Source organism: Inquilinus limosus (assembly GCF_002195995.1).
In the GTDB taxonomy this organism is placed as follows: Bacteria; Pseudomonadota; Alphaproteobacteria; order DSM-16000; family Inquilinaceae; genus Inquilinus; species Inquilinus limosus_C.
Genome location: NZ_NHON01000084.1, coordinates 15,671 through 41,065, shown reverse-complemented (window position 1 = coordinate 41,065; position 25,395 = coordinate 15,671). Strand labels below are relative to the sequence as shown.

Here is a 25,395-nt window from a genome sequence, read left to right as displayed (position 1 = left end):
GGCGGTGATTCGAGTCCCGGCAAACACCATCTGGGTGGTCCTCCCTTGCGCTGCGGGCCGGTCAGTTCAGCCGGATCAGGGGGCCTTTCTGCGAAATGCCCTCGCCGTTCATCTCCAGGCTCGAACCGGCCGCCAGCTTCTTGATGTGGGTTCGGCCGCTGCTCACGACGCCCTCGTGATCGATCTGGACGGAATTGTCGTCGGCCTGCCACGCACAGACGAGGGTCTTGGAGTGAATTTGGACGCCCTCCTTGCTCATGTGGATCTGGTGGTCGCCCTCGCCGGCCGCGTCCTGGGTGACGGTCACGCCCTTGGTGTAGACCCCGTCGTCGGTGAGCGAGACGAAGTTGGCCGTATCGCCCTGCACGGCCTCCACCTTGGCGGTCGAGCGGATCTGGACGCCGGCATCGCTTAGCTGGATCGCATGGCCGCTGCCGAAGGAGATGGTGATGCCGGTGGCATCCATCCGGATCATGCTGCCCAGGTGCTGCAGCACGATGTCGGCCGGCGTCATCGTCGTCTGCGATGCCTGCACCGTGGCCATGTGCAGCGTCTGGGCCGCGGCCGTATAGGCGTTGCCGATGGTCAGCAGCTTGTTGTTGTTGACCATCTCGCTGGCGTCCTTCTGGGCGTGCAGGAACACCTCCTCGGCGCCCGCCTTGTCCTCGAAGCTCAGCTCGTTGAAGCCGGAGCCGCCGGGGCTCGACGAGGTCTTCAGCGAGGTCCGGGTCTTGTCCCCGGGCAGGGACAAGGGCGGCATCATCTCGCTGTTCGGCACCACGCCGACGACCATCGGCTTGTCCGGATCGCCCTCGACATAGGCGACCAGCACCTCCATGCCGATGCGGGGAATGGTCTGCGCACCCCAGTTGCGGCCGCCCCAGGGCTGGCTGACGCGCAGCCAGCAGGAATCCCTTTCATCCCCCCTGGCATAGCGGTCCCATGGGAAGCGGACCTTGATCCGGCCATACTGGTCGGTGTGGATCTCCTCCCCCGCCGGGCCGACCACGATGGCCGTCTGCACGCCGTCGATCCGCGGCTGCGGGGTCCGCTGCTCGGGCGTGTAGCGCACGGTCGCCGGGATCGCGACGAAGCGGTTGGCGTAGCGGGGCGGCTCGCCGCGGCTGTTGCTGTAGGTCGGGTCCTGCGCCATGTGCTGCACCGAGACGACGGCGTAGTCCGCGTTCTCGGCCGCCGCCGGATGGGATTGCAGGGCGAATCTCTGCCCCGGCTGGATGCGCCGGTTGCAGCTCTCGGCCTGGACCGTCTCGAACTGGGCCTCATGCGCCTCGATCCGGCGCTTGGTGACGGCGTCGGCGCGGTCGCGGTCGGTGAAGCGGCCGCCCCAGTGATACATCTCGAAGGGCTTGTTCGAGCCGATCGGCGCCACCGACGGCTGGTCCTGCATCTGCGGCGCCCGCGGCGTCTCGAAGTTCCAGTCGGCTTCCACCAGCCGTCCGGGCAGGAAGCTGTAGCGGCGGGACCACGCCGTGATGTCGTTCAGGTCCGCGTCGCTGGTGCCGTAGCGGATGGACGGTTCCTCGCCCGGCGCCCAGGCATGGGCCCCGTCCGCGACGACCAGCACATGCCGCCCCGCTTCCCCCTCCTGGCCCGGCTCGTGCCGGAACCACCAGGCCCAGCCTTCCTCCTCCAGCAGCCGGAAGATGAAGCGCAGATCGGTCTCGTTGTACTGGACGCAGTATTCCCGCGGCGTCTTCGGGCCGACCACGCCCGAGAAGTCGACATCGTGGATGCCCGCCTCGTCGAAGATGGTCTCGAGGATCTGCTGCGTCGTCTTGTGCTGGAAGATGCGGCAGTCCGAGGTGTGCCCGAACAGCCAGAGCCAGGGATGGGCCGTGACGACATAGGCGCGCATTCCGTCGCCGAGGGTCGGGCCGGCCTCGAGCGCGCCGACCACGCCCGACCACTCCCGCCGGGCGCCGCCGGGCAGCTCCAGCGTCCAGGAGACCGGCAGGCCGACCAGCTCCGACGGCGCCACGTCCTGCCGTTTCGAGCGGACGCGGAGCCGGAATGAGAACAGCGAGCAGACCTCCTCGCTGCCCGTCATCTCCTCGAGCAGGAAGACGTCGGGGCCGAGCGGTGTCTCGATCGCCAGAAGGCGGCCGGCCTGGGTCAAGGTCTCGGCATAGTCGTCAAGCGTCATCGCGCACTTCCATGTCGGACACGGAATGGGATTCCTTGCGAGCGGCGACCCTAGCAAATTGGGACGACAGATTCCAGATACTGATTCGTAAGAAAATACATCCCGACAATACTGCGATTTATCTATCTACATGGATGTATATGGCATTGTGTTATTAAGGTGTCCTTCGAAGGGCGGGAATTTGGAATATCGAGGTCATCTGGATTGTACTGATCCAATGGACATGGATGCCGTCGCCGGCGATCGCGGCGGCGGCCGCGGGCTGCTGGCGGGGGGAGGTGCGGCGGTGCGGGGCTAGAGGCGGCCGGCCGCCTCGACCACCCGGGCCAGGAAGCGGTCGCGGTCGGCGTCGGTGGCGCGGTTCATGCCGTAGAGGGCGAGGTAGCGCACCGGCGCCCAGGGGCGGATCAGGCCGCGCAGCCAGCGCCGCACCAGCTTGCGCGGCGGGTCACCCATCAGGCGGGAGGCCCAGCGCGTGCCGCCATAGGAGACGATGGCGGTCAGGCTCCGGATGTGCTGCAGGTTCGGATACGCCCGGCCATCGCGCATGACGAAGGACACGCCGGGCAGCATCACCCGGTCGAACCAGCCCTTCAGGATCGCCGGGAAGCCGAAATTCCACACCGGCGCCATGATCACCAGCGCCTCGGCCCGCAGCAGCCGGTCGACATGGCTTTCGACCGGAAGACGGTTGATCGACAGGTCGTGGTAGTGCAGCCGCTCCTCCCGGGTCAGGATCGGGTCGAAGCCCTCGGCATAGAGGTCGCAATCATCGACCTCGTGCCCGGCCCGGCGCAGCGCGTCGACCATCGCCCGGTGCAGCGCGGCGTGGAAGCTGGTCTCGACCGGATGCGCGAACAGCACCAGGACGCGCATGGGTCAGGTTTCGCCAGGTGGAGAGGCCACCCCCTCACCCGAAATCGCTGTGCGATTTCGACCTCTCCCCGGGGGAGAGGTAAAGGGACGCCGCATCTGTTTCCCTCTCCTTGGGGAGAGGGAGGGGCCCATTCGCGTTGGCGAATGGGAGGGTGAGGGGGACGGCACCGGCCCGGCCATCACCCCGTCGCCTGCAGCCCCGGGAACAGGTAGATGCGGCCGGAGTTCAGGTCGTAATCCGGGTCGTCCCAGCCGATCATCTTGCCGGGGTTCAAGAGGCCGCGCGGGTCGGTCTCGCGCTTGAATTCCAGCTGCACCGCGTCGGTGCGCTTCATCCCGCCCTCCTCCAGCGTGTAGCGGTGCGGGTTGAAGATCAGGCAGCCATGGTCCTCATGGATGCGGATGATCTCGTCCAGCCGCTCCTCCGTGGTGAAGCGCACGATCGGCAGGCCGGAGCAGGTGACGTTGCCGTCGAAGCGGATCACCTCGAGATGGCCGGGCACCTCGTCGCCGAAGATCCTCGTCATCTCCTCGACCAGGCGGAGATGGTCGGGGAAGGGATACAGCACCTGCAGGTAGGTGATGGTCGGGTCGATCTTGATCGCCCGCAGCGTGGTGTGGTTCCAGGTCAGCTCGTACAGCGGCGGCAGGCCCCGCTTCTCCTCATCGGTCGCGGTGTCGGCGCGGAACAGCACCTCGCCCTTCGACCGCTTCATGAAGGCCTCGAAGCCGCCCATGGCGAAGTCGGCCACCATCAGCAGCGCCACCGACTGGTCGCGGCGGATGAATCTCTGGTGCTTCTGGAAATAGTCATGCGGCACCGGCGCGGCGACCGGCGCGATCTCCTTCAGCAGCAGCCCGTCGGCGCGGCCGATCTCCTCGCAGAAGCGGACCGCGTCCATCCAGTCGTCGAAACCGACCACGACATCCACCCACTCCGGCGCCGCGGTCAGCGGGATCTCGACCTCGGTGATGATGCCGTTGGTGCCATAGGCGTGCAGCGCCTTCAGCAGGTCCTCGCCGGTCAGGTCGAGGATGCGCGGCTCCGCCTCCATCGTCACCAGCCGCACCCGCATGACGTTGCCGAGGTTGCGCAGGCCGCCCCAGCGGATCGACCCGACGCCGCCGGAGCCGCCGGCCAGGAAGCCGCCGATCGTCGCCATCCGGTAGGTCGACGGGAACAGCCGCATCTCCTGCCCGGCCTTGGCCCGGGTCTGGACGTCCATCTGGGCCAGCACCGCCCCGGCCTCGGCCGCCACCGCGCCGGGGCGGATGGCGGTGACCTTGTTCATCCGGGCCAGGTTCAGCACCATGCCGCCCGACAGCGGCATGGCCTGGCCGTAATTGCCGGTGCCGGCGCCGCGCGGCGTCACCGGCACGCCATGGGCGTAGGCCGCCTTCAGCGCCTGCACCACCTCCGCCTCCGAGGTCGGCGACACGACGATGTCGCCGGTGACATGCTCCAGCTGCCGCTTCAGCACCGGCGAGTACCAGAAGAAATCCTGGCTCTTCTGCTTCACCAGCACCGGGTCCTCGGTGACCCGCAGCCCCTCCAGGTCGCGCTTCAGCGCCGACAGATCGGTCATGCCTTGCCTCCTTCGGGCGCCAGCAGCGCGTCCAGCTCGCGGTAATCCGGCAGGGTGGTGTCGATCGCCCGGCCGTTCCGGACCACGATGCGGTCGGCCTGGGGGCGGGACAGCAGCTCGGTCCAGCTGCGGGCGCGCAGCAGCACCAGATCGGCGCCGCCGCCCGCTGCCAGCCGGCCGAGCTCCGGCCGGCCCAGCACTTCGGCCGGGGTCGCGGCGATCGCCCGCGGCCAGTCGCCGACCGGGTGGTCGAGATGCAGGATGCGCGTCGCCTGGGTGTAGACCTCGAGCGCGTCGAGATCGCCATAGGCGTAGAACGGGTCGCGGGTGTTGTCGGAGGACACCATCACCGGGATGCCGCGGGCCTTCATCTCATGCAGCAGCGTCACCCCGCGCCAGCGCGGCGTGGCCTCGGCCCGCCGATCCTGCAGGTACATGTTGCACATCGGCAGCGACACCACGGCCAGGCCGGCCTCCGCCACCCGGTCGAGCGTGCGGTCGATCACCTCCTCCGGCTGCCGGGCCAGGGAGCAGCAATGGCCCACCAGCACCCGGCCGCGGAAGCGGTGGCGGATCGCGGCCTCGGCGATCAGCGCCAGCGTCCGCACCGCCGGATCGGCGGTCTCGTCGGCGTGGAAGTCGAGGTCCAGGCCGTGCTCGACGGCGTGGCGGAACATCCGCTCGATCCCGGCCTCCAGCCCGGCCACTGGGTAGGTGACGGCGCCCAGCATGCCGCCATGGGCGCGCAGCGTGCGGCTGAGATCGTTGTAATTTGCATCGTCCAGCAGCCAGTCGATGGCGACCAGGGCCGCGCCCTGCAGCTCGATCCGCCCGGCCCATTCCGCGCGCAGGGCGGCGAAGACCGGCCAGGAGATGCGGTATTGCTGCGGGTCGCTGTCGATATGGGTGCGGATCATGCGGGTGCCATGGGCGAAGGCGCAGCGCAGGCTGAACTCCATCCGCGCCCGCACGTCTTCCGCCGACCAGTGGGCCGCCTTATCCGCCCGGACGGTGGACAGCGCGCCGTCGAAGCTGCCGTCCGGGTTCGGCGCTCGCGGCCAGATATGGCCCTTGTCGAGATGGGTGTGCGCCTCGATGAAGGCCGGCCACACCATGCCCCGGTCGAGGTCCAGCGCTGGCAGGCCGTCCGGATCCGGGCTGCCGGCCGGGCGGATCGCCACCAGGGTGGCGCCGTCGATGGTCAGGTCGGCCAGGGCCAGCCCGTCACGGTCCGGCCGCAGTTCCACGCCTTCGACCAGGCTGATGGGCACCGTGGCATTGGTCAGGCGGTAGCGCCGGGAATCCGGCAGGCGGGCAAAACCCATCTCAGTTCTCCCGCCGGATGGCGCTTTCGTGCCAGCGCCGCAGCAGCAGATGCGACACCAGGCTGGTCAGGGCGAAGATCGCCAGGCCGGTCAGGGTGATCAGCAGCAGCGCCGCGAACAGCCGCGGCACATTCAGCCGCCGCCCGGCCTCCAGGATGCGGAAGGCCAGGCCGGACTGGGCGCCGGCCGACCCGGCCGCGAACTCCGCCACCACCGACCCGATCAGCGCCAGACCGCCGCCGATGCGCAGGCCGGTGGCGAAATAGGGCAGGGCGGCCGGGATGCGGAGGTGCAGCAGCGACTGCCAGCGCGAGGCGCCGTACAGCTCGAACAGGTTCAGCAGGTTGTGGTCGGTGCTCTTCAGCCCTTGCGTCATGTTCGACAGGATCGGGAAGAAGGCGACGATGAAGGCGCAGATCAGCAGCACCGATTCGGTCGACGGCGCATAGATGATGATCAGGGGAGCGATCGCCACGATCGGCGTCACCTGCAGCACCACGGCATAGGGGTAGAAGGCCAGCTCCAGCCAGCGCGACTGGATGAACAGGATGGCCAGGGCCACGCCGCCGACCAGCGCCGCGGCCAGGGCGGCGAAGGTGATGGTCAGCGTCACGGCGAGGGCGGAGGACAGGATCGGCCAGTCGCCGACCATCGTCGCCGCCACCTCGGTGGGCGCCGGCAGGATGTAGCGCGGCACCTGATAGGCCGTGACGTACCACTGCCACAGCACCACGAAGGCGCCGAAGGCGACCACCGGCACGGCGATCCGCGCCGCCAGCGCCCGGATGCGGCCGGGGTCGGCCCGCCGGGCCTCGGCGATCGCGGCCTCGTCCTCGCCGGTCTGGAGCTCGATCTGGGTCATCCGGCCGCTCCCGTGATCGCCCGCATCAGCGCGTCCGACACGGTGCGGCAGCGCTCGTTGTACGGCGTGGACATCCGGTACGCGTTGCCGCGCGGGTAGGGCGCGTCGACCGCCACCTGCTCGATCACCCGGCCCGGCCGCGCCGCCATCACCACGATGCGCGACGACAGGTAGACGGATTCGAACACCGAATGGGTGACGAAGACGATGGTCCAGTTCTGGCCCTGCCACAGCCGCAGCAGGTCGTCGTTCAGCTTGATCCGGGTGATCTCGTCCAAGGCCGCGAAGGGCTCGTCCATCAGCAGCAGCTTCGGTCGGGTGACCAGGGCGCGGGCGATCGACACCCGCATCTTCATGCCGCCCGACAGTTCGCGCGGATAGGCGTCGGCGAAGCGGTCGAGGCCGACCATCGCCAGCGCCTCCATCACCCGGTCGCGCGCGGCGGCGCGGGACAGGCCCTTCAGCCGCAGCGGCAGCCAGACATTCTTGAACACGGTGGCCCAGGGCATCAGCGTCGGCTCCTGGAACACGAATCCGACCTCGCCCTCGGTCGCGCTGCGGCCGCCACCCGGCCAGCGGATCGCGCCGCCCGAGGGGGCGCCGAGCCCCGCGATCAGCCGCAGCGCCGTCGATTTGCCGCAGCCGGACGGGCCGAGCAGGCTGACGAACTCGCCCTCCCGGATGTCGAGCGACATGGCCGACAGGGCCAGGGTGCCGCTGGCGAAGCGCTTCGACACCCCATCCAGCGACACCAGCACCCCGGCGGATCCGGGCATGGTCAACGCGGCCGAATCCACCTCAGCCGCCAGCCAGCTTCTTGTAGAGGTCGAGGCCGACCCCCTTGCAGACGAAGCGGGTGGTGAAGGCCTTGCTGACATCCAGCCCGGCCTCCAGCACCCCGGCCTTGACCATGCTGTCGTAGAAGCTCTGGTACCGCGCCGGGGTCATGCAGCCGATGCCCTGGGTCTCGGCCTCGCCGGCGATGACGATATGCGCGGCCTTCAGCTGCTCCCGGCCATAGGCCAGCTGGGCGTCCGTCATCTCCGGATTGTCCTTCTTGATCAGCGCGTTGGCCGCGGCCGGATCGCCGAAGAGATAGTTGTACCAGCCGATGATCGAGGCATCGACGAAGCGCTGCACCAGCTCCGGGTTCTGGTCGATCATCGCCTGCTGCGCCGCGATGGTGGTGGAGTAGGCGCCGTAGCCGTTGTCGGCGAGCAGGAAGACCTTGGGCTTCCATCCCGCCTGCTGCTCGATGTCCCGCGGCTCGGAGGTCAGATAGCCCTGCTGGCCCGACTTCGGGTCGGCGATGAAGGGGGCGGGGTTGAAGGTGTAGGGCTTGTACTGCTCGTCCCGGAAGCCGGGATAGGCCGATTTCAGCCAGCGGTAATAGGTGTCGTAGCCCTCGCCGGACAGGAACAGCGTGTCCAGCTTGGCCAGGTCGGCGATGGTCTCGATCCCCTGGTCGGGATGGGCCATCAACACCTGCGGGTCCTTCTGGAAGATGGCGGCGACATTGATCACCGGCACGCCTTCCTTGACCGAATCGAAGGCGTCCAGCGTGCCGCCCATGAAGAAGTCGATCTGGCCGGCGACGAGGCGCGCCCGGTTGGCCGCCTGCGGCCCGCCCATGACGATGGTGACGTCCAGCCCGGCCTTGGCGTAGGTGCCGTCCGCCAGCGCCTGGTAGTAGCCGCCATGCTCCGCCTGGGCCAGCCAGTTGGTGCCGAAGCTGACCTTGTCCGCCGCCGAGGCCGCGCCCGTGGCCAGCCCCGCCGCCAGGCCGAAGGCGAGAGCGAGGACCCGTCCGAAGAGTTGCATGAAGCCGATCCCCTGTGTCGTTTCTTTGCCGCGGCGCCAAGGACGACAGGATGCAACGGCCGTGCCACCCGTCCCCGGTTCCGGGGGCGCCGCGGCCGGCCGAGGATCCGCGGGATGCTGGTCCCGTCGGGCGCCCGGAAGGCGGCGCGCCGCGGCCGACGCCCATCCCTCCGGTGCCCAACAACTGGGCAGCCTAGTCCAGTTTTCCGGCATGCGGCAACCTTGCGCGGGCCCGCCGCCGGCCCTACGGTTTGCTGCCTTTCGCGGGAGACGAATCCTGATGTCGCGCCCCATCACCCCCGCCGGAATCCGGCCGCCCTTCGCCCGCTACAGCCATGCTGTCGAAGTGCCGGCGGGCAGCCGCCTGGTGGTCTGCTCCGGCCAGCTCGGCATCGGCCCGGACGACGCCGTGCCGCCCACGGTCGAAGGCCAGGCCGAGCTGTGCTTCGCCAATATCCGGGCGATCCTGGCGGCGGCGGGGATGGACCTGTCGCACATCATCCGCATCAACGCCTTCGTCACCGGGCGGGAGCATCTGAAGGGTTACATGGCGGTGCGCGACCGAATCGTCGCCGACCCGCCCCCGGCCTCGACCCTGATGATCGTCTCCGGCTTCTCCCGGCCCGAGTTCCTGGTCGAGGTGGAGGTCATCGCCGCCGGCCCCGCCTGAGAGCGTTTGGAAATGCTACTGGCGTGGCCGTCTGATGGCGGTTTCTCCGCTTCCGGTGCTCACGGACTATAACGTCCGCTGCGCGCCGGTTCTCGAAACCACCACCAGCCGACTCACGCCAGCGCATTTCGAAACGCTCTCCGATCTGCTCTTTGAAAGGACCGCCCATGCTGCCGAAGCGTTACTGGCACGAGATGACGACGCTCGACTTCCGGGACGGGGGCGCGGAGGGCTGGATCGCGGTGCAGCCGGTCTGCGCCATCGAGCAGCACGGGCCGCATCTGCCGGTCTACACCGACACCTGCATCGCCGAGGGCATGGTACGGCGGGTGCTGGAGCTGCTGCCGGCCGACCTGCCGATCACCTTCCTGCCGACCCAGGCGGTCGGCAAGTCGAACGAGCACATCGCCTCGCCCGGCACCCTGACCCTGTCCTGGGAGACGCTGACTCAGCTGCTGATCGAGATCGGCGAAAGCGTGCGGCGGGCGGGCGTGCGCAAGCTGATCCTGATCAACTCGCATGGCGGCAACGTGCCGATCCTCGACGTCGTGGCGCGCGAGCTGCGGGTGCGGCACGGCATGCTGGCGGTGCATTCGGCCTGGTCGCGCTTCGGCAACCCGGATGGGCTGTTCCCGGCGGAGGAGGCGGCCTACGGCATCCATGGCGGCGACATGGAGACCTCGGTAATGCTGCATCTGCGCCCGGATCTGGTAAAGATGGACTTGGCCGAGGATTTCCGGTCGACCCAGCTGCAGTTCATCGAGGAGTTCGCGCATCTGCGGGCGCATGGCATCTCGCAGTTCGGCTGGATGGCGCAGGATTTGAACCCCGGCGGCGCGGTCGGCAACGCCGGCAACGCCACGGCCGAGAAGGGCCGGCAGGTGGTCGACCACCAGGCCGCCGCCTTCGTCGCTTTGTGCCGCGACGTGCACGGCTTCGACCTAGCGCGGCTGTGGACGGAGTGAGCTGACGGCGGCCTGGTGGTCGACCACCTGCCGGCCCTTCTCGGCCGTGGCGTTGCCGGCGTTGCCGACCGCGCCGCCGGGGTTCAAATCCTGCGCCATCCAGCCGAACTGCGAGATGCCATGCGCCCGCAGANGTTCAGCACGCCGCACAGATGCTCCAGCCGGGCGGCCTCGTTCACCGCCGGGCCGATGGTGGTCAGCCACCGCTTCGTCGAGGCCCTGGCGGCGCCGGAGCGCTTCCGCTGCCTGGGCCTGCAGACCCTGCGCGGGGTGCGGGCGCCGGTGGAAGTGTTCACGCCCGCCTGAGGGGCCGGAGCCCCCCCTCACCCGAAATCGCCGTGCGATTTCGACCTCTCCCCAAGGAGAGGGAACAGGGCAGCGGCTCCTTCACCTCTCCTTGGGGAGAGGTCGAAATCGCACGGCGATTTCGGGTGAGGGGGGGCTCCGGCCCCTCAGGCGGGCGTGAACACTTCCACCGGCGCCCGCACCCCGCGCAGGGTCTGCAGGCCCAGGCAGCGGAAGCGCTCCGGCGCCGCCAGGGCCTCGACGAAGCGGTGGCTGACCACCATCGGCACGTTCAGCACGCCGCACAGATGCTCCAGCCGGGCGGCCTCGTTCACCGCCGGGCCGATGATGGTGAAGTCCAGCCGCTGGCCCGACCCGACATTGCCGTACAGCACGTCGCCGACATGCAGCGCCACGTCCAGCGTCATCACCGGCGCCTCCGCCGCGGCCCGCCGCACATTGATCGCGGCGATCCGCTCCAGCGCCTCGGCCGCGGCGGCCAGGGCCCGGCCGCAGGTCTCGGCCGGATCGTCCTCGGCGAAGGCGAAGGTGGCCAAGAGGCCGTCGCCCATGAATTTCAGCACCTGCCCGCCGCGGTGCTCGATCGGCGTGGCCAGCGCGTCGAGATAGTCGTCCAGCATCGCCACCAGCTGGTCGCGCGGCATGGCATCGGCCAAAGCGGTGAAGCCGCGCAGGTCGCCGACCAGGATCGCGGCCGAGATGGTCTCGACCGCGCCGCGGCGGATCTCGCCGCGCAGCACCCGCTGCCCGACATCGCGGCCCAGATAGGTGCTCAGCACCGTGCGGAAGGCCGCCAGGTCGATGCTGATGCGCACCGCGGCGCCGAACACCGGCATCATCTCGTCCAGCGCCCGAACCTCGGCATCGGTGAAGCCGCCGGGCCGGTCGGTCGCCAGCGTCACCGTGGCGCCGGTGCGCAACGGGTGCAGCGCGCCGTCGAAGCCGAAGGGGATGATGAAGCACAGATAGTCGGTGGCGCCGGCGTCGCGGAACTCGGCCAGGATCGGGAAATGGTCCACGCCCTCGCCCCGCTCCAGCCGGTAGCGGGTCAGCGGCACCAGATCGTCGGCCCGGGCGGCGGCGGGGTCCCTCGCGGCCTCCCGCGCGGCCACCACCGCCGCGTAGATCGGGCTGGGGCTCGACAGCTTGCCCCAGGAGCCGTGGCCGTACGCCTCGCTCTCCCGGCCGCCGTCGCGGGTCCAGGTCAGGCCGAAGGCCTCCATGTCCGGATGCAGCGTGGTGGCCGACAGATAGGCCCGCCACACCGGGATGCCGGCGGCCAGCAGCCGGTCGGCGAAGCCCTCGGCGACATCCTGCACCGTCCCGGCCAGCAGCGCCTGGTTGCCCAGCCAGCGCCGCAGGACGGTGAAGGCGGCGGCGGTCCTCGGCGCCAGGCCGTCAGCGGTCACGCGACAGGCCCCGGGCCTGCAGCGCGTCGAGATAGCCGCGCCACAGCTCGTCCTGGCGGCTGGCGAGCTCATGGAGGTAGGTCCAGGAATACAGGCCGGTGTCGTGGCCGTCGTCGAACACCAGCCGCACGGCGTAATGGCCGACCGGCTCGATCGCGGTGATCGCGACATTGCGCTTGCCGCCGACGATGGTCTTCTGCGACGGGCCGTGGCCCTGCACCTCGGCCGACGGGCTCTCGACCCGCAGCAACTCGGCCGACAGGGTGACGTGCAGTCCGTCGTCGAAGCGCAACTCCAGCACCCGCTCGGCCCGCTTCAGCCGGATCTCGACCGGCCGGGCGGCGCTGCCCGTCAGGGGCGGGCTCCCCATCGACGACATGGGATCAGCGCCGCGCGTCGGGGTCGAGCGGCCGGGCCTCGTCGATCAGCATGATCGGGATGCCGTCGCGGATCGGATAGGCCAGCCGCGCCTGGTCCGAGATCAGCTCCTGCGCGCGGGCGTCGTAGCGCAGCGGCGACTTGGTCAGCGGGCAGACCAGCATCTCCAGCAGGCGCGGGTCCACCGCCGTGGGGCTGCTGGGGGCCGGGGCGCTGGCGGAATCGGGGGTATCGGTCATGGCACGGGGTCCGGGAACAGGGGCCGTCAGTGGCGCACGCGGCCGGCATGGCCGCCATGGATCGCCATCCGGATGATCGATAGCATGACTCGGGTGCGCTCGCAGAGATCCTTCGCCTCCAGCAGCGCCTGCTTCTCCTGCGGCTCGAACGGGCAGATCATCGCCAGCGACGTGACCAGCCGCTCATCCGGGGTCTGGCCGATCGCCTCCCAGTCGGCGGACAGGCCGGCGATGCGGAAATAGTCGGTCAGCGCCCGGTCCAGCCCGGCGCGGTCGATCTCGGCCGCGGTCGGCTCGGCCATGTCTGCGGAAAAGCCGGCCCAGCCCGGCCGCACCCGGCGATAGCCGCGCCGCTCCTCCAGCTCCGTCTCGACCCGGAACCGGCACAGCCCGGTCAGGGTGATCAAGTAGCGGCCGTCATCGGTCTCGTCGAAGCTGGTGATCCGCCCGGCGCAGCCGACGGCGTAGAGCGGCGGCGGGGCCGCGCCCCACTGGCCGGGGCGCGGCTGGATCATGCCGATCATCCGGCCGCCGGCCAGCGCGTCCTCGACCATGGCGAGGTAGCGCGGCTCGAAGATGTTGAGGGGCAGGAGGCCGCGCGGCAGCAGCAGGACCCCGGGCAGGGGGAAGACCGGCAGGTCGGTGCCGAGGTCCTGGAAGGCTGGGGCGCGCGGCCGCCGGCTCATGAAAACAGGAGCGAGGACAACCGGCGCCGGCCGGACAGGGTCAGCGGGTCGGTCGGGCCCAGCGCCTCGAACAGCTTGACCAGCTGCTTGCGCGCCGCCTGCTCGTTCCACTCGCGGTCACGGCGGAACAGTTCCAGCAGCTCGTCCATGGCCGCGTCCTGCTCGCCGGCGCCGTACAGGGCGGTCGACAGCTCGTAGCGCGCCTCGTGGTCGTTCGGGTTGGCCTCCAGCCGCTGGCGCAGCCCGGCCAGGCCGGCGAGGGCGACGGCACTCTGCTCAGCCAGCTCCAGCGCGCTCTTCGCCGCCAGCACGTCCGCATGGCGCGCCATCTCGGGGGTGAGGCTGTCCAGGAACTGCTTGGCCTGCTCGGTCTCGCCCAGCGCGATCAGGCAGCGGGCCAGGCCGGCCGCGGCGGCGGCGCTGTCCGGCGCATGCGCCAGCACATGCTGGTAGATGCCGGCCGCCTCCTCGACATTGCCGCTGTCCAGCACGCTCTTGGCCTCGGCCAGCAGCTGGTCGACATGGTCGTGGTCGTCATGCCCGGCCAGCTGCACCAGCTTGTCGATGAAGCTCTTGACCTGGCTCTCCGGCACCGCGCCCATGAAGCCGTCGACCGGGCGGCCCTGGTAGAAGGCGTAGACCGTCGGCACCGACTGGATGCGCAGCTGTGCCGCCAGGGCCTGGTTCTGGTCGATGTCGACCTTGACCAGCCGGACCTTGCCGCCGGCGGCCTGGACCTGCTTCTCCAGCAGAGGGCCCAGCGTCTTACAGGGGCCGCACCAGGTGGCCCAGAAGTCGACGATGATCGGCACCTCCATCGAGGCGTCGATCACGTCGGCACGGAAGCCGGCGGTGCTGCTGTCCTTGATCAGCGGTGCGGCGCCGCCGGAAGCGGAATTCAGAAGGGCGTCCATGGCGTTGTCCCAGGTCTGGTATTGATCTGTGCCGAAGCCCGGCGGCGGCAAGCGGCGGCGTCAGCCGCCGGCCGGCGCATCCTCCGCCGGTGGTGTAAGAGTCGCCGGCTCCGCCGGCAGGGTGACGGGGTCGAGATCGACGATATGGGGGTCGTGGCCGCAGCTCGCAATGAAGCCCAGCAGGCCGGCCGGCTCGATCGCCGTGGTCATGGTGTTGACCAGCGGGTGGAAGTGCAGCGTGCCGTGCCGCATCATCTCGGAATCCAGCACGATGGTCACCCGCCGGGCGTCGTCGTTGATGATGCTGAAGGGCGTGACCGAGCCGGGGGTGACGCCCAGCGCCGCCATCAGCCGGTCGGGCGACCCGAAGGACAGCCGGCCGGCGCCCAGCAGCTCGCCCAGCGCCTTCAGGTCGACGCGGCGCTCCTCCTCGCAGACGACGAGCCATTCCTGGCCCTTCTTGTTGCGCAGGAACAGGTTCTTGGAGTGCCAGCCGGGCAGCAGGCCGCGCAGGTGGCGCGATTCCTCGACGGTGAACACGGCCTCGTGCTCATGCGTCGTCACCGCGACGCCGAGCGAGCGCAGCCGGGCGAACAGGTCGGCGGGGGTGGCGCGGGGCCGGGTGGCGGCGGAGCCGGACGATTCGGGGGCGGTGCTGTCGGGCGCGGTCATGCCGGGTGTTATACGAGCCCGCGGCGGCGCTTCCAAGCCCGCCCCCGACGGTCCCGCGCGCCCGTCCGGCGCACCCCTGAAAATTTCCGCATTTAGGTGCTTGCAAATCCCGCGGCATCGGATATAACCCGCCACCTCGACGGCGCTGCGGTGCCGACGACGCCAGAGCGGGCGTAGCTCAGGGGTAGAGCACAACCTTGCCAAGGTTGGGGTCGAGGGTTCGAATCCCTTCGCCCGCTCCAATTTCTTCCAGGAAAATCAGAGACTTAGCAGGCGTCCGGTAGGGCGTTTTCTGCTTCCCCGGCCTCGCTTGCAGAAGCGGGGAAGCAGGGGGGAAGCAACTGAACGCATGTTGCAGCGCACCCTGATGCCGCTGTGATGTCGGCTGTCTACGAGTCCGACTCGTCATTTCTCCTCCATCAATCCAGTCGAAGAGTCACGTGCACGGCCCGTCTGGGCGACGCAACGCCGACGCTCATGTGCATTCAGAGTGTGACCTAGGCCTAGGGCAGCGTCCACCGATCTGCCTCTGCCAGAACTCCCTCATATGCGGATGTCCGGATCTCAGGACATGCGGCGAGCGGGACGGCATGACCTCGACAATAGGGCTTGGAGCATACCGTCCCGCTCCGACCTTTCCCGACGGCGCGGGGTGGGCGTCGCTTGCCTGTAGGCCCGCCGCGCCGGTCCGCAACGCGCTCCGCGCGTCCTCCACTCCGTTCCGGCCCTGGCGCTCACCCCGGCATCGTTCAACCGCCCCGACTAGGTGCGGACCGCCTCCCTCGGCGGGCCTGCCGGCCGCTCTCCGCCGCCCACCCCGCTGTGTCGGGCAAAGGCGCGGTGGTTTTGCCAATGGAGAGCGACCATGACGACGATCATTCGCGATATCCCGCTGTCGAAGCTCGTCCCCTCGGCGCACAACGTCCGCCGGACCGGACGGGAGAGCGGGATCGAGGAACTGGCGGCGAGCATCGCCGCGCACGGCCTGCTGCAGAGCCTGTCGGTCCGGCCGGTGCTGGACGGGGAGGGCGCTGAGACTGGCAAGTATGAAGTAGTTGGCGGCGGTCGGCGCCTCGCCGCCTTGAAGCTGCTGGCCAGGCGAAAGCAGGCCCAGAAGTCCGCCCCCGTGCCCTGCGTCGTCGTCGAAGGCGAGGGCGAGGAACTGTCCCTGGCCGAAAACGTGGTGCGCGAGAACCTGTTAGGTTTTGTCTCAGAACTGTCCTTTGAGGGGCGGGGATAACGCCGGCCACACTGGGCTTGTCCAGGTAGCGAACAGGAGGGACCCGCGCGCGACGCGCAGTGCCCCCACTAGCGACGGAGCGGCGCGCGTGGGAGGTGCCTGTTTGCCCACCTGGGCAAGCCCAGGGGGTNCCAGCATCCGGTTGCGCCAGGCCGCGATCTCCGGCTCGCCGACATCCCGCCACCCGAAGTCACGAGAGCCTATCCGTCCTCTTTGGCCGAGGGGCTGTGCTGCCAAGGGGACTGTCTGCCCTGGATCACTGCGCGGGGAGCGCGCCACGGAGGACAGATGGCCCGCATCGTGAGAGCCCTTCCGGGATATGGCGAGATCCCGGCAGGGCTCCCCATCATCGTCGACGAGGGGATGGCGATCATCGAGCCGGCCTTCGCCTTCCTGTTCGAGCTGGCGACCGTCCCGGGCCGCTCGCATGCTGCCGAGACGATCCGCACCTATGGTGAGCATCTCCACGACTGGTTCGACAGCCTCGAACAATCCGGTGTCGGGTGGCGGGATGTCGGCGAGCCGGAGATCGCGGCCTGGCGCAACCGGATGCTGGCGCGCCCGAGTCCGCACACCAAGCGGCCCTATGCGCGCTCGACCATCAACGACCGGGTGCGCACCGTCTGCCGCTTCTACAGCTGGGCCCATGACCGCGGGTGGATCGATGCTCTGCCGTTCCACTTCGCCGACGTCCGGATCGGCCAGCGCCGCGAATCCATGCTGGGCCATCTCGAGCTGCGGCCCGGCGTCGTCGCCGCCAACGTGCTGACCGTCTCCGAGCCGGAGCGGCTGCCGCGCGCCTTGCGGGCGGACCAGTTGCGCCGCGTCTTCGCCAGGCTCGCGCCGCCCTATGACCTGATGGTGAGCTGGGCGCTGGTGACCGGCATGCGCCGGAAGGAACTGTGCGCGCTCAACGTCTACCAGATCCCGGAGACCGCCCATCTCGAAGCCGACGACCATCCATTGGTCGGGGTCGGGCTGGCGATCACCAAGGGCGATCGGCCGCGTGTCGTCTATCCGCCGATCCGGCTGCTCGACGCCACGCACCGCTATATCGATGAGGTGCGCGGCCCCCTGATCCGCAGGCTGCGCCACGCCGATCGGACCTGCCGGCCGCCCTCGGCGCTGTTCCTCACCTGCCACGGCCTGGCCGTCAGCCGGGCCCGCTTCACCGCCGTCATGAGCGCCGCGTTCGCGGCTGCGGGCGTGGCCGGGACGGGGCACTGGCTGCGCCACACCTTCGCGATGACGATGCTGGCGCGGCTCCAGCATCAGGCCCGGGCGACTCCGGATATCAACCCGTTGAAGGTGGTGCAGACGCTGCTCGGCCACAGCTCGATCAGCAGCACCGCCATCTACCTGCGCTGCGTGGAACTGCACAGCGCCGAACTCGAGGAGAGCGTCGCCTATCTCTATGGCGCGCTGGTCGGCGATGGCCGCTAGCCGCGCACGGATCGACCGCCGCCTGGCGGTGCCCGAGGACATCTCCAGCGTCGTGGTCTTCCGCGATCCGTGGGGCGAGATCGCCAAGCGGTTCGAGCTGAGCGAACTCGGCTTGCCGGCCGACGTCACGATGCTGCTCGGGGCGGCATTCAAGGGACATCATGCCGGCTCCAGCCATGACACGCAGCGTGGCTGCTGGCGCGCGCTCAGGATCTTCGCGACCTTCGCGCACGAGGATGGCGGGATTGCGAGTGCGGCGGATCTCAGCTCGGCGATGGTCGGACGCTATATGGCGTGGCTCGACCGGCAGCCCGGGCAGCGGGGCGGTGGCTGGTCGGCACCGAGCCGGGCCAATCTGCTCTCGGCGCTGCGGCAGCTCATCGACTGGACCAAGCGGCATGCACCCGAGCGGCTGCCGAGCCGGATCGACTTCCCCTACAATCCCTATCCTCTGTGCAATCCCGAGCCCCGTCGCAAGCTCGACGAGGCGGTGCTGAAGAGCATCCTGCAGGCGGCCTATGAAGAGATCGACGAGGCCTGGGAGCGGTTCGAGACCGGGCGCCGGATCCTCGCCACGCGCGCCGCGGTGGAGGGTGCCGACGCCGAGCTCTGCCGGTTCGTCCGGACGATTGCAAAGGCCGGCAACGGCGTCGTGCCTGCGGCGAAAGACACGGGGATCGGAGGATCGACCTTCAATCGGCGGGGCGGCCTGCGCGCGCTCGCGGGCTATCTGCACCTGACGCTCGACCATCTGCCGGCGTTCTTTCTCGCCGTCGCGATCCAGACCGCCGGGAATCCGGACGCGCTGCGTCGGTTGCGGCGCGACTGCCAGAGCCCGCACCCGCTCGACGAGCACCGGGCGATGATCGATTGGGGCAAGCCGCGCGCCGGCATGAAGGTGAAGCGGGCGCAGCGGCGCTCGTTCGATCGACGGCGGCCCTATGCCGCCCCCAATCTGATCGATCGGCTGCTCGCGATGACCGCCCCGCTGGCGGCCCAGGCGCGGCCGCAGGACCGCGAGCTGCTGTTCCTGATCAAGAGCGAGAAGACGCACGGGGTTGGGGTCGTGGTGCCAGGCACGCTGGCCAGCGGCATCAAGCGGTTCATCGTCCGCGCCAATGCCCGGATCGCGATCTGGAACCGCGCCGCGCCCGAGCGGCGTCGCGAGCCGCTACCCGACTTCGCCGCCGCGTTCCTGCGCGGCAGTGCGGCGACCCGGGTCTACACGGCGAGCCAGGGCGACCTGATCGCCGCGCAAGCGCTGCTCAACCATGCCCGCATCGACACCACCGAGCGCTATGTGCGCAGTCCCGACGCCAGGCGCCTGCAGACAGAGACCATCGCGCGGGCGCAGGCGCTGATGATCGGGTGGATCACGGGGGAAGCCAACGACAAGGCCGACGCCGCGCCCGAGCCCATGCGCGTGACGGTGCCGTTCGGCCACGACTGCCTCAACCCGCTGGCCGGCGACAGGCCGGGCCGGCCATGCTCGCGGCTCGGCGCCTGCCTCAGATGCCCTGGCCTGGTGGTCCCGCTCGACGCCGAGCATCTCGCGCGCATCCTGCAGGCGATCGAAGTCCTGGAAGCGGCGCGGCTGACGCTCGATCCGGCGCGCTGGGCGCTGATCTACAGCCCGAGCCATCGCATCCTGGTCGACGACATCCTGCCCGACTTCCCGGGCCATCTGCACGAGGACGCGCGGTCGATCCTGGCGACCCTGCCGGCGCTCCCGGTGCTCGAATGATCGCCGCATCGCCTCATGGGGCGTTCGCGCCCGGCGTCGCCGTCTCATCACGCTCGCGCTTCGGTGACACCATCTGGCACCTGGATGGTCTGCGTCCCGGAAGCAACCGCAGCGACTTCTCGCTCGACTGGGACTTTGCTGTCGCCGTGGGGCGGTTCACCGATCCCGGCTTCGCGAGCTGGCGCGAGGCGGCCAAGACCTTCCTGTGGAGCGTGAAGGTCGATCCACCGCCGGGGCGCAGGCATCTGCATGATGGCACGCTCGTCACCCTGTTCAAAGGCTTGAGGCTCCTGATCCGCTGGATGGCCGACCAGGGCCATCGCCGGTTCGCGGACCTCGATCGCGGTGCGGGCGAACGGTTCCTGGCCGCGATGGCCGATCGACGCAATCCGAAGGGCGACCCGATCGCGCCGTCGACGCTCGACCACTATCGCGGACTGCTCATCCTCATCTACCTGCAGGGCGCGCGTTATCCGGCCGTGGCGATCGGCGACCCGTTCCCCGGCATCACCGGCATGTTCCGGAAGCGGGAGCGGGGATGGCTGCCCTACACGCCCGATGCGATCGCGGTGCCGCTGGTCTCGTCGGCGCTGCGCCTGATCGGACCGGCGGCCGACGATGTGATCGCGCTGCACCGGCAGGCCCAGGACGCCTATGACGCGGCGCTCGGCTCGGGCCTCAGCCCGACCAAGGCCGGCTTCAAGGTGGTCGACGCGATCGCGGCCTTCCGCTTCGCCACGCTGCCCGGCGAGGATGCCCCCTGGCAGGCGGCGCCGGTCACCAGCACCAAGCGGGTGCGCCAGCTCGTCGACCGCCTCTACGACGCCTGCTTCGTGGTGATCGCCTATCTGGTGGGCGCGCGGGTCTCCGAGATCCTCGGGCTGCAGGTCGGGTGCGTCGAGCATCACGACTCCGCCGCCGGGGACGAGCGGTTCGCCTATCTTGCCGGTCGGATCTACAAGACCGCGCGCGGATATCATGGCGATGCGCATCGCTGGGTGGCGCCCGAACCCGTCGTGCGCGCGATCGCGTTGATGGAGCGGCTCTCCGAACCCTTGCGCCGTCGATCGGGCCGCAACGATCTGTGGCTGATGACGTCGAGCACGGGGCTGATGGGGCCGGCGGTCGAGATCGACCTGCCGATCGCCGGGACGATCATCCGCCGGCTGAACGAGCTGTTCGCGCCGTTCATCGGCCTGCCGCTGCACGAGGGCGAGCCCTGGCACCTCAACACCCACCAGGGCCGCAAGACCTTCGCGCGGTTCGTCGGCAAGCGCGATCGCACCGGGCTCCACGCCCTGCAGCTCCATCTCGGCCATGTGACCCGGGCCATGACCGACCGCGGCTATGTGGGCACCGACTTCCATCTCGACGAGCTGATCGACGCCCATGCGCAGGAGGAGACGCGGGCGGCGCTGGAGGAGATGCTGACCGCCGCCGCGCTCGGCGGGAAGGCCGGGCGCAGGATCGCCGCGCGCTCGCGGTTCCGTGGCCGCACGCGCGACGGCGACGTTCAGGCCTATGTCGACTTCCTGATGGCGGAAACCGACCTCCGGCTCGGCGTCTGCGACTGGGGCTACTGCGTCTATCGTCCCGAGACCTCCGCCTGCTTCGGCGGCGAGGCCGGCCCCAACCCGGCGCTGCGCACCGAGACCACCTGCTCGACCTGCGCCAACTTCGCGGTGACCGCCAGGCATCGGCCGGTCTGGGAGGCGCGGCGCGCGCGCAACCTGAAGCTGCTCGACCAGCTGGCGCTCGACGCCGGCAGCTGCGCGCTGGCCGTGGCGCGGATCGCCGAATGCGACCGCATCCTGGAGGAGCTCGATCACGGCAGGGAGGACCGGCATGCCAAGCCCCTATGAGAAACGGCTCAGGGCGAGCCGCGCCCGCCTATGCGACGCGCTCGAGCGGCTCGTCCAAGGGCGCCCGATCCATCCGCGGCACCAGGATGGCTACCGGCTTACGGTCGCCGCCCTCGCCCGCGAGGCGGACGTCGGTCGCAACGCGATCTACACCAACCACCGCGCCATCCTCGACGAGCTCCAGGCCGCGGCTGCCGCTCCGAAGCCGCCGATCAGCTGGCAGGACAAGCTCGACGAGCTGCGCGCGACGATCAAGGCGATGAAGCAGGACGAGCGGCGCATGGTCAGCGAGAACGCGCTGCTGTTGCAACGCGCCCGCTCAGCCGAGGCCGAAGCGCAGCGCTACCGCCGGCTTCATGCCCGGCTCGTCGCCGAACGCGATGCCGCGCTTCGCGCAGTACCGATCACCACAGCCGCACGAAAGACACCGCCGCGGGACTGAGCCAGGAAAGCTGGCGGATATCCGCCAGACAGCGCCACGCAGGACACTTGCCACCTGACCTAAGATCCCCATCCGGCCGACCAGTTCGAGGCCTTCAAGCGCCTTGTGGACGAGCACGGCTTGGGGGCGGAAGAGATCGCAGCGCGCTTCGGCGTGACGCCGCAGGTGGTGCGCCAGCGGCTGCGGCTCGGCGCCGTCAGCCCGAATCTGATGCAGGTCTATCGTGAGGGCGGGCTGGCGCTGGACCAGTTGATGGCCTTCGCCGTCACCGAGGACCATGCCCGCCAGGAGGACGCCTTCACTCGCCTGTCCTGGAACCGGGAGCCCGGCTACATCCGGCGGATGCTGACCGAGGGGCATGTCTCGGCCCGCGACCGCCGGGCCATCTTCGTCGGCGCCACCGCCTATGAGGAGGCGAGCGGGACCATCGTCCGCGACCTGTTCACCGAGGACGGTGGCGGCTGGTTCGAGGACGCCGGCCTGCTCGACCGGCTGGTGCTGGAGAAGCTGGAGCGGGTGGCAGGGGACATTCGCGCCGAGGGCTGGAAATGGGTCGAGGTCTACATCGACCATCCCTATGCCCATGGCCTGAGCCGGACCTATCCGCAGCCGATGGAACTGCCGCACGAGGATCAGGCGCGGCTTGACGCGCTGTCGACCGAATGGGACGAGTTGGCCCAGCAGTATGACGGGATCGGCGATCTGCCGGAGAAGGTGGCCGCCCGCCTCGATGCGCTGAACGCCGAGATCGAGCGGCTGTCGGCGCAGCGACATACCTATGATCCCGACGTGGTCGCGCGGGGCAGCGGCTTCGTGGTGCTCGGCCCCGATGGCACGCCCCGGATCGAGCGCGGCTTCATCCGCCCGGAGGACGAGCCGCCTATGGAGGAGGAGGCGGACCCCGCCACCGACCATGAGGATGCCGCCGCGAACGAGGTGGATGCCATTCCAGACGAGGATGACGACGGCCAGGACGACACCAAGCCGCTGTCGGACAGCCTGGTCCGCGACCCTACGGCTCATCGGACGCTGGGGCTGCGGGTTGCTCTCGGCGACAACCCGGACGTGGCACTGCTCGCCGTCACCCACGGTCTGGCCGCGCGGACCTTCTACCGGGGCGAGGACGACGGCACCTGCCTCGACATCCGCCCGAACTCGGCGTTCCTGGGCGGCCATGCCGACGGCATCGCCGACACCGCGGCGGCACAGAAGCTCGGGGAGCGGCACGCCGCCTGGGCGGCGCAGATGCCGGCGGACTTGGTCGATCTGTGGGGCTTCATCGTCGCCCTTGACCATGACAGCCGCATGGCCTTGTTCGCCCATTGCGCGGCTCTGACCGTGTTTGCGATCAGGATTCCGTGGGATCCGCGGCCGAAGGCGCTCGCCATGGCGGATGAGTTGGCACAAACGCTGGGCCTCGACATGACCGCCTGTTGGTCGCCCACCGCGCGGAGCTATTTCGAGCGGATCACCAAGGCGCATATCCTCGCCGCCGTGCGCGATGGCGCTTCCGAGGAGGCCGCGGAGCGGATGAAGAGCATGAAGAAGCATGAGATGGCCGAGGCGGCGGAACAGCTTCTGGCCGGGACCGGATGGCTGCCGGCGCTGCTCCGGACGCCGGAGATGAAGCCGGACGCGGGTACCGGCTCGGCCGAGGGCGAGCGATACGCCGACGCCGCTGAATAGCTATCTGGCCGGGGCCGCTCAACGGCCTCGGCCTTCTACCTGCGGTCGGCCTGCCGGTGCTTCCCACTGCTGACCGGATTGTCCCCTTTGCCGACGTTCAGAGGCGTTCCGAGATCCTCCAGAGCGGACATCCTCGTCGACCTAATTGGTCCCGAAACCGGAAGTGCTTCAGGACCTTTCGACGAAACACTGATCTTGCTAGATCGGCCGCCGTCAAACCGGCAGAGTGATTCGATGTTGGGCCCTGAAATCGTACGGCTCGCTACGCAGCGGAGCGGTTGGCGCGGGACGGCTTTGCCGGCCCTTCCGCGTGCATGGCAGTAAGCGTGAAGCTCAGCTTTGCCACGAATGGTTCATCGTCCCCGACGAACGCCCCATCCGACCGGTCGTTTGAGTTGCGTGAAGGCGAACCGTCGCGTATCGCCGGTCGCTTGGCCGAGCTGAGCATGCAGGTCGGACCGGAAATCACCGTGGCGGCTCGCACCTCCTATGCCGTGACCGGGCTCTTCGCGGGCGTCGGTGGTCTCGAAGAAGGATTTCGCCGCGCCGGACACGAGACGGCGATGCTCTGCGAATACGATGAGGCGGCCCGCTATGTGCTTGCGCAACGGTTCAAAGGTGCGACCCTAAAACAGGACGTGAGGCGCTTGAAGACGCTTCCGGCAGGGGGAATTCTGACCGCGGGCTTCCCCTGCCAGGATCTCAGCCAAGTTGGCCGCCGACGCGGAATTGAAGGTCCCAATTCCGGGCTGATCGACAAGGTGCTCACGCTCCTCCGCAAGGCAAAGCAGCCGCCGAGATGGCTACTGCTCGAAAACGTCCCGTTCATGCTGAAGCTCGACAAGGGACATGGCATTCGCTGGCTGACAGGACAGCTTGAGGAGATGGGTTTCAACTGGGCTTATCGTACGATCGATGCTCTCGCCTTCGGCTTGCCGCAACGGCGTCGGCGTGTGCTGCTGCTCGCCTCGTTGCAATACGATCCACGCCCAGCGCTCCTAGGGGAAGACCACTCTGCGCCAGCGAAATGCGCACGCGATGGTCATGCTTGCGGCTTCTATTGGACCGAAGGGAACACCGGGCTGGGCTGGGCGATCGACGCAATCCCGCCGTTGAAGAGCGGTTCGGCGCTGCACATCCCCTCGCCGCCGGCGATCTGGCTGCCTGAGGCCCGCGCAATCGTGACGCCGGCGATTGAAGACGCTGAGCGGTTGCAGGGCTTTCCGGCGGGCTGGACGGATGTCGAAGGCTACGACCCGAAGGCCAAGCGTAGGCGTTGGCGGATGGTCGGCAACGCGGTTAGCGTCGAGATGTCCGAGTGGATCGCCAACCGTTTGGCGATGTCGCATCCAGTCCATGACACCGGCGAACTCGTTGAACTGCCGGAACAGGGAGGCTGGCCGAGTGCGGCCTGGGGGCAACCCAACGGGCCGCGTAGCCGCGCCAACGTCTCTGAATGGCCAGTCGAACGGCCACGCCAGCACCTCGCGGCGTTTCTTGAGCATCCGACGGCACGGCTCTCGAACAAGGCGGCGGGTGGGTTTTTGAAGCGGCTGGTCGCCAGTTCGCTTCGCTACGAAGTCGCGTTTCGCGCCGATCTTGAGCACCATATCGCGCTCCATGAGGGCTGAGCGTGGGCAGGACGCGGTCGCGCCAGCGACCCGGCGGCGGATGCAGCGCACGGCGCGACGCGATAATCCTCACGAGCGCGCTCTGCGCGCGACGCTCCATAGGCGTGGCTTACGATTCCGATTGCATCAGCGGATTGTCGAGGGAACCAGGAGAACGGTCGATCTAGCATTTATGGGGGCACGGGTTGCGGTGCTTATCGACGGATGCTTCTGGCACGGCTGCCCGGCGCATGGCACTTGGCCGAAGAACAATGCGACGTGGTGGCGGGCGAAGATCGAGGCGAACATTGCGCGCGATCGCGACACGGATGCGCGCCTTCAACGTGGCGGCTGGCAGGTTGTACGGGTTTGGGAGCATGAACCGATCGAAGAGGCTGCCAGGAGGATCGAACGCGTCGTGCGTGACCGCAAACCGCCTAAGGTAAAGAACCCGTCCGAGCGGGGATAGGGAGGCAGCCGCACTGGCGGGCGGCA

24 protein-coding genes and 1 tRNA gene are annotated in these 25,395 nt (G+C 69.1%); 11 read left to right on the top strand and 14 right to left on the bottom strand.

The features are described 5' to 3' along the window. Positions 1 to 61 precede the first annotated feature (61 nt). From BWR60_RS28775 to BWR60_RS28745, 7 genes are all read right to left on the bottom strand, one after another. Positions 62 to 2,164: a type VI secretion system Vgr family protein gene (locus BWR60_RS28775; RefSeq protein WP_088155488.1), complete on the bottom strand. Its 2,103-nt coding sequence runs from the start codon at positions 2,162 to 2,164 to the stop codon at positions 62 to 64. A gap of 294 nt (positions 2,165 to 2,458) precedes the next feature. Further along, on the bottom strand, positions 2,459 to 3,040 hold the full coding sequence (locus BWR60_RS28770) for an NAD(P)H-dependent oxidoreductase (RefSeq protein WP_088155486.1): 582 nt from the start codon (positions 3,038 to 3,040) through the stop codon (positions 2,459 to 2,461). Between the two features lie 179 nt (positions 3,041 to 3,219). Continuing rightward, a complete protein-coding gene (locus tag BWR60_RS28765) occupies positions 3,220 to 4,626 on the bottom strand; it encodes an FAD-binding oxidoreductase (protein ID WP_088155485.1) in 1,407 nt (468 codons plus the stop codon). Further along, on the bottom strand, positions 4,623 to 5,951 hold the full coding sequence (locus BWR60_RS28760; protein WP_088155483.1) for a cytosine deaminase: 1,329 nt from the start codon (positions 5,949 to 5,951) through the stop codon (positions 4,623 to 4,625). Before BWR60_RS28760 ends, BWR60_RS28765 begins: the two co-directional genes overlap by 4 nt. 1 nt (position 5,952) lies before the next feature. Continuing rightward, positions 5,953 to 6,813, bottom strand: a complete 861-nt coding sequence (locus BWR60_RS28755) for an ABC transporter permease (protein WP_088155481.1) — start codon at positions 6,811 to 6,813, stop codon at positions 5,953 to 5,955. After that, the gene (locus tag BWR60_RS28750) at positions 6,810 to 7,589 is read right to left on the bottom strand and encodes an ABC transporter ATP-binding protein (protein ID WP_088155568.1); all 780 of its coding nucleotides are present in this window, start codon (positions 7,587 to 7,589) and stop codon (positions 6,810 to 6,812) included. The genes BWR60_RS28755 and BWR60_RS28750 overlap by 4 nt, the downstream gene beginning before the upstream one ends. Before the next feature lie 22 nt (positions 7,590 to 7,611). Further along, positions 7,612 to 8,634: an ABC transporter substrate-binding protein gene (locus BWR60_RS28745; protein WP_088155479.1), complete on the bottom strand. Its 1,023-nt coding sequence runs from the start codon at positions 8,632 to 8,634 to the stop codon at positions 7,612 to 7,614. 280 nt (positions 8,635 to 8,914) lie between these two features. On the opposite strand from BWR60_RS28745, the gene BWR60_RS28740 reads away from it, so the two are divergent. Next, the gene (locus BWR60_RS28740; RefSeq protein ID WP_088155477.1) at positions 8,915 to 9,304 is read left to right on the top strand and encodes a RidA family protein; all 390 of its coding nucleotides are present in this window, start codon (positions 8,915 to 8,917) and stop codon (positions 9,302 to 9,304) included. A 167-nt stretch (positions 9,305 to 9,471) separates the two neighbouring features. Next, positions 9,472 to 10,269, top strand: coding sequence for a creatininase family protein (locus BWR60_RS28735; protein ID WP_088155475.1), 798 nt, complete (start codon positions 9,472 to 9,474; stop codon positions 10,267 to 10,269). Here the strand turns inward: BWR60_RS28735 and BWR60_RS37810 are convergent. From BWR60_RS37810 to BWR60_RS28700, 7 genes are all read right to left on the bottom strand, one after another. Then, positions 10,246 to 10,368 carry a creatininase family protein gene (locus tag BWR60_RS37810; protein WP_144445794.1) on the bottom strand — a complete coding sequence of 41 codons (123 nt, stop codon included), beginning with the start codon at positions 10,366 to 10,368 and terminating at the stop codon, positions 10,246 to 10,248. The genes BWR60_RS28735 and BWR60_RS37810 overlap by 24 nt on opposite strands. A gap of 353 nt (positions 10,369 to 10,721) precedes the next feature. Further along, entirely contained in the window at positions 10,722 to 11,984 is a 1,263-nt protein-coding gene (locus tag BWR60_RS28725; RefSeq protein WP_179221991.1) for an adenylate/guanylate cyclase domain-containing protein, read from the bottom strand. Beyond that, positions 11,974 to 12,354 (bottom strand): gamma-butyrobetaine hydroxylase-like domain-containing protein, encoded by a 381-nt coding sequence (locus tag BWR60_RS28720; RefSeq protein WP_230983214.1) that lies wholly within the window; start codon positions 12,352 to 12,354, stop codon positions 11,974 to 11,976. The genes BWR60_RS28725 and BWR60_RS28720 overlap by 11 nt, the downstream gene beginning before the upstream one ends. A 13-nt stretch (positions 12,355 to 12,367) precedes the next feature. Continuing rightward, entirely contained in the window at positions 12,368 to 12,601 is a 234-nt protein-coding gene (locus BWR60_RS28715) for a Trm112 family protein (protein WP_088155467.1), read from the bottom strand. 26 nt (positions 12,602 to 12,627) lie between these two features. Then, positions 12,628 to 13,287: an LON peptidase substrate-binding domain-containing protein gene (locus BWR60_RS28710; protein WP_088155465.1), complete on the bottom strand. Its 660-nt coding sequence runs from the start codon at positions 13,285 to 13,287 to the stop codon at positions 12,628 to 12,630. Further along, positions 13,284 to 14,201: a thioredoxin gene (gene trxA / locus BWR60_RS28705; protein WP_088155566.1), complete on the bottom strand. Its 918-nt coding sequence runs from the start codon at positions 14,199 to 14,201 to the stop codon at positions 13,284 to 13,286. Before trxA ends, BWR60_RS28710 begins: the two co-directional genes overlap by 4 nt. A 60-nt stretch (positions 14,202 to 14,261) precedes the next feature. Continuing rightward, a complete protein-coding gene (locus BWR60_RS28700; RefSeq protein ID WP_088155463.1) occupies positions 14,262 to 14,873 on the bottom strand; it encodes a prolyl-tRNA synthetase associated domain-containing protein in 612 nt (203 codons plus the stop codon). A 167-nt stretch (positions 14,874 to 15,040) separates the two neighbouring features. Here BWR60_RS28700 and BWR60_RS28695 point away from each other — a divergent pair. From BWR60_RS28695 to BWR60_RS39060, 9 genes are all read left to right on the top strand, one after another. Beyond that, a tRNA-Gly gene (locus BWR60_RS28695) sits at positions 15,041 to 15,115 on the top strand. A 623-nt stretch (positions 15,116 to 15,738) separates the two neighbouring features. Next, a complete protein-coding gene (locus BWR60_RS28690; protein ID WP_088155461.1) occupies positions 15,739 to 16,113 on the top strand; it encodes a ParB/Srx family N-terminal domain-containing protein in 375 nt (124 codons plus the stop codon). Between the two features lie 288 nt (positions 16,114 to 16,401). Beyond that, positions 16,402 to 17,556 (top strand): tyrosine-type recombinase/integrase, encoded by a 1,155-nt coding sequence (locus BWR60_RS28685; RefSeq protein ID WP_088155460.1) that lies wholly within the window; start codon positions 16,402 to 16,404, stop codon positions 17,554 to 17,556. Further along, the gene (locus tag BWR60_RS28680; protein ID WP_218823726.1) at positions 17,528 to 19,300 is read left to right on the top strand and encodes a site-specific integrase; all 1,773 of its coding nucleotides are present in this window, start codon (positions 17,528 to 17,530) and stop codon (positions 19,298 to 19,300) included. The genes BWR60_RS28685 and BWR60_RS28680 overlap by 29 nt, the downstream gene beginning before the upstream one ends. Further along, the gene (locus BWR60_RS28675) at positions 19,297 to 21,162 is read left to right on the top strand and encodes an integrase (protein ID WP_088155458.1); all 1,866 of its coding nucleotides are present in this window, start codon (positions 19,297 to 19,299) and stop codon (positions 21,160 to 21,162) included. The genes BWR60_RS28680 and BWR60_RS28675 overlap by 4 nt, the downstream gene beginning before the upstream one ends. Beyond that, positions 21,146 to 21,604, top strand: coding sequence for a hypothetical protein (locus tag BWR60_RS28670; protein WP_088155456.1), 459 nt, complete (start codon positions 21,146 to 21,148; stop codon positions 21,602 to 21,604). The genes BWR60_RS28675 and BWR60_RS28670 overlap by 17 nt, the downstream gene beginning before the upstream one ends. A gap of 120 nt (positions 21,605 to 21,724) precedes the next feature. Beyond that, positions 21,725 to 23,290 (top strand): chromosome partitioning protein ParB, encoded by a 1,566-nt coding sequence (locus BWR60_RS28665; protein WP_088155454.1) that lies wholly within the window; start codon positions 21,725 to 21,727, stop codon positions 23,288 to 23,290. A gap of 326 nt (positions 23,291 to 23,616) precedes the next feature. Beyond that, a complete protein-coding gene (locus tag BWR60_RS28660; RefSeq protein WP_218823725.1) occupies positions 23,617 to 24,921 on the top strand; it encodes a DNA cytosine methyltransferase in 1,305 nt (434 codons plus the stop codon). Then, positions 24,911 to 25,369 (top strand): very short patch repair endonuclease, encoded by a 459-nt coding sequence (locus BWR60_RS39060; RefSeq protein WP_088155452.1) that lies wholly within the window; start codon positions 24,911 to 24,913, stop codon positions 25,367 to 25,369. The genes BWR60_RS28660 and BWR60_RS39060 overlap by 11 nt, the downstream gene beginning before the upstream one ends. The last annotated feature ends 26 nt before the right edge of the window (positions 25,370 to 25,395 follow it).

Bases quoted from the DNA above. Each gene is read 5' to 3' on its own strand.
- BWR60_RS28685 (WP_088155460.1), top strand. From the start codon at position 16,402: ATGGCCCGCATCGTGAGAGCCCTTCCGGGATATGGCGAGATCCCGGCA.
- BWR60_RS28690 (WP_088155461.1), top strand. From the start codon at position 15,739: ATGACGACGATCATTCGCGATATCCCGCTGTCGAAGCTCGTCCCCTCG.
- trxA (WP_088155566.1), bottom strand. From the start codon at position 14,201: ATGGACGCCCTTCTGAATTCCGCTTCCGGCGGCGCCGCACCGCTGATC.
- BWR60_RS28670 (WP_088155456.1), top strand. From the start codon at position 21,146: ATGCCAAGCCCCTATGAGAAACGGCTCAGGGCGAGCCGCGCCCGCCTA.
- BWR60_RS28745 (WP_088155479.1), bottom strand. From the start codon at position 8,634: ATGCAACTCTTCGGACGGGTCCTCGCTCTCGCCTTCGGCCTGGCGGCG.
- BWR60_RS28700 (WP_088155463.1), bottom strand. From the start codon at position 14,873: ATGACCGCGCCCGACAGCACCGCCCCCGAATCGTCCGGCTCCGCCGCC.
- BWR60_RS28750 (WP_088155568.1), bottom strand. From the start codon at position 7,589: ATGCCCGGATCCGCCGGGGTGCTGGTGTCGCTGGATGGGGTGTCGAAG.
- BWR60_RS28735 (WP_088155475.1), top strand. From the start codon at position 9,472: ATGCTGCCGAAGCGTTACTGGCACGAGATGACGACGCTCGACTTCCGG.
- BWR60_RS28715 (WP_088155467.1), bottom strand. From the start codon at position 12,601: ATGACCGATACCCCCGATTCCGCCAGCGCCCCGGCCCCCAGCAGCCCC.
- BWR60_RS28760 (WP_088155483.1), bottom strand. From the start codon at position 5,951: ATGGGTTTTGCCCGCCTGCCGGATTCCCGGCGCTACCGCCTGACCAAT.
- BWR60_RS28755 (WP_088155481.1), bottom strand. From the start codon at position 6,813: ATGACCCAGATCGAGCTCCAGACCGGCGAGGACGAGGCCGCGATCGCC.
- BWR60_RS28720 (WP_230983214.1), bottom strand. From the start codon at position 12,354: ATGGGGAGCCCGCCCCTGACGGGCAGCGCCGCCCGGCCGGTCGAGATC.
- BWR60_RS28775 (WP_088155488.1), bottom strand. From the start codon at position 2,164: ATGACGCTTGACGACTATGCCGAGACCTTGACCCAGGCCGGCCGCCTT.
- BWR60_RS39060 (WP_088155452.1), top strand. From the start codon at position 24,911: ATGAGGGCTGAGCGTGGGCAGGACGCGGTCGCGCCAGCGACCCGGCGG.
- BWR60_RS28765 (WP_088155485.1), bottom strand. From the start codon at position 4,626: ATGACCGATCTGTCGGCGCTGAAGCGCGACCTGGAGGGGCTGCGGGTC.
- BWR60_RS28680 (WP_218823726.1), top strand. From the start codon at position 17,528: ATGGCGCGCTGGTCGGCGATGGCCGCTAGCCGCGCACGGATCGACCGC.
- BWR60_RS28710 (WP_088155465.1), bottom strand. From the start codon at position 13,287: ATGAGCCGGCGGCCGCGCGCCCCAGCCTTCCAGGACCTCGGCACCGAC.
- BWR60_RS28770 (WP_088155486.1), bottom strand. From the start codon at position 3,040: ATGCGCGTCCTGGTGCTGTTCGCGCATCCGGTCGAGACCAGCTTCCAC.
- BWR60_RS37810 (WP_144445794.1), bottom strand. From the start codon at position 10,368: ATGGCGCAGGATTTGAACCCCGGCGGCGCGGTCGGCAACGCCGGCAAC.
- BWR60_RS28740 (WP_088155477.1), top strand. From the start codon at position 8,915: ATGTCGCGCCCCATCACCCCCGCCGGAATCCGGCCGCCCTTCGCCCGC.
- BWR60_RS28675 (WP_088155458.1), top strand. From the start codon at position 19,297: ATGATCGCCGCATCGCCTCATGGGGCGTTCGCGCCCGGCGTCGCCGTC.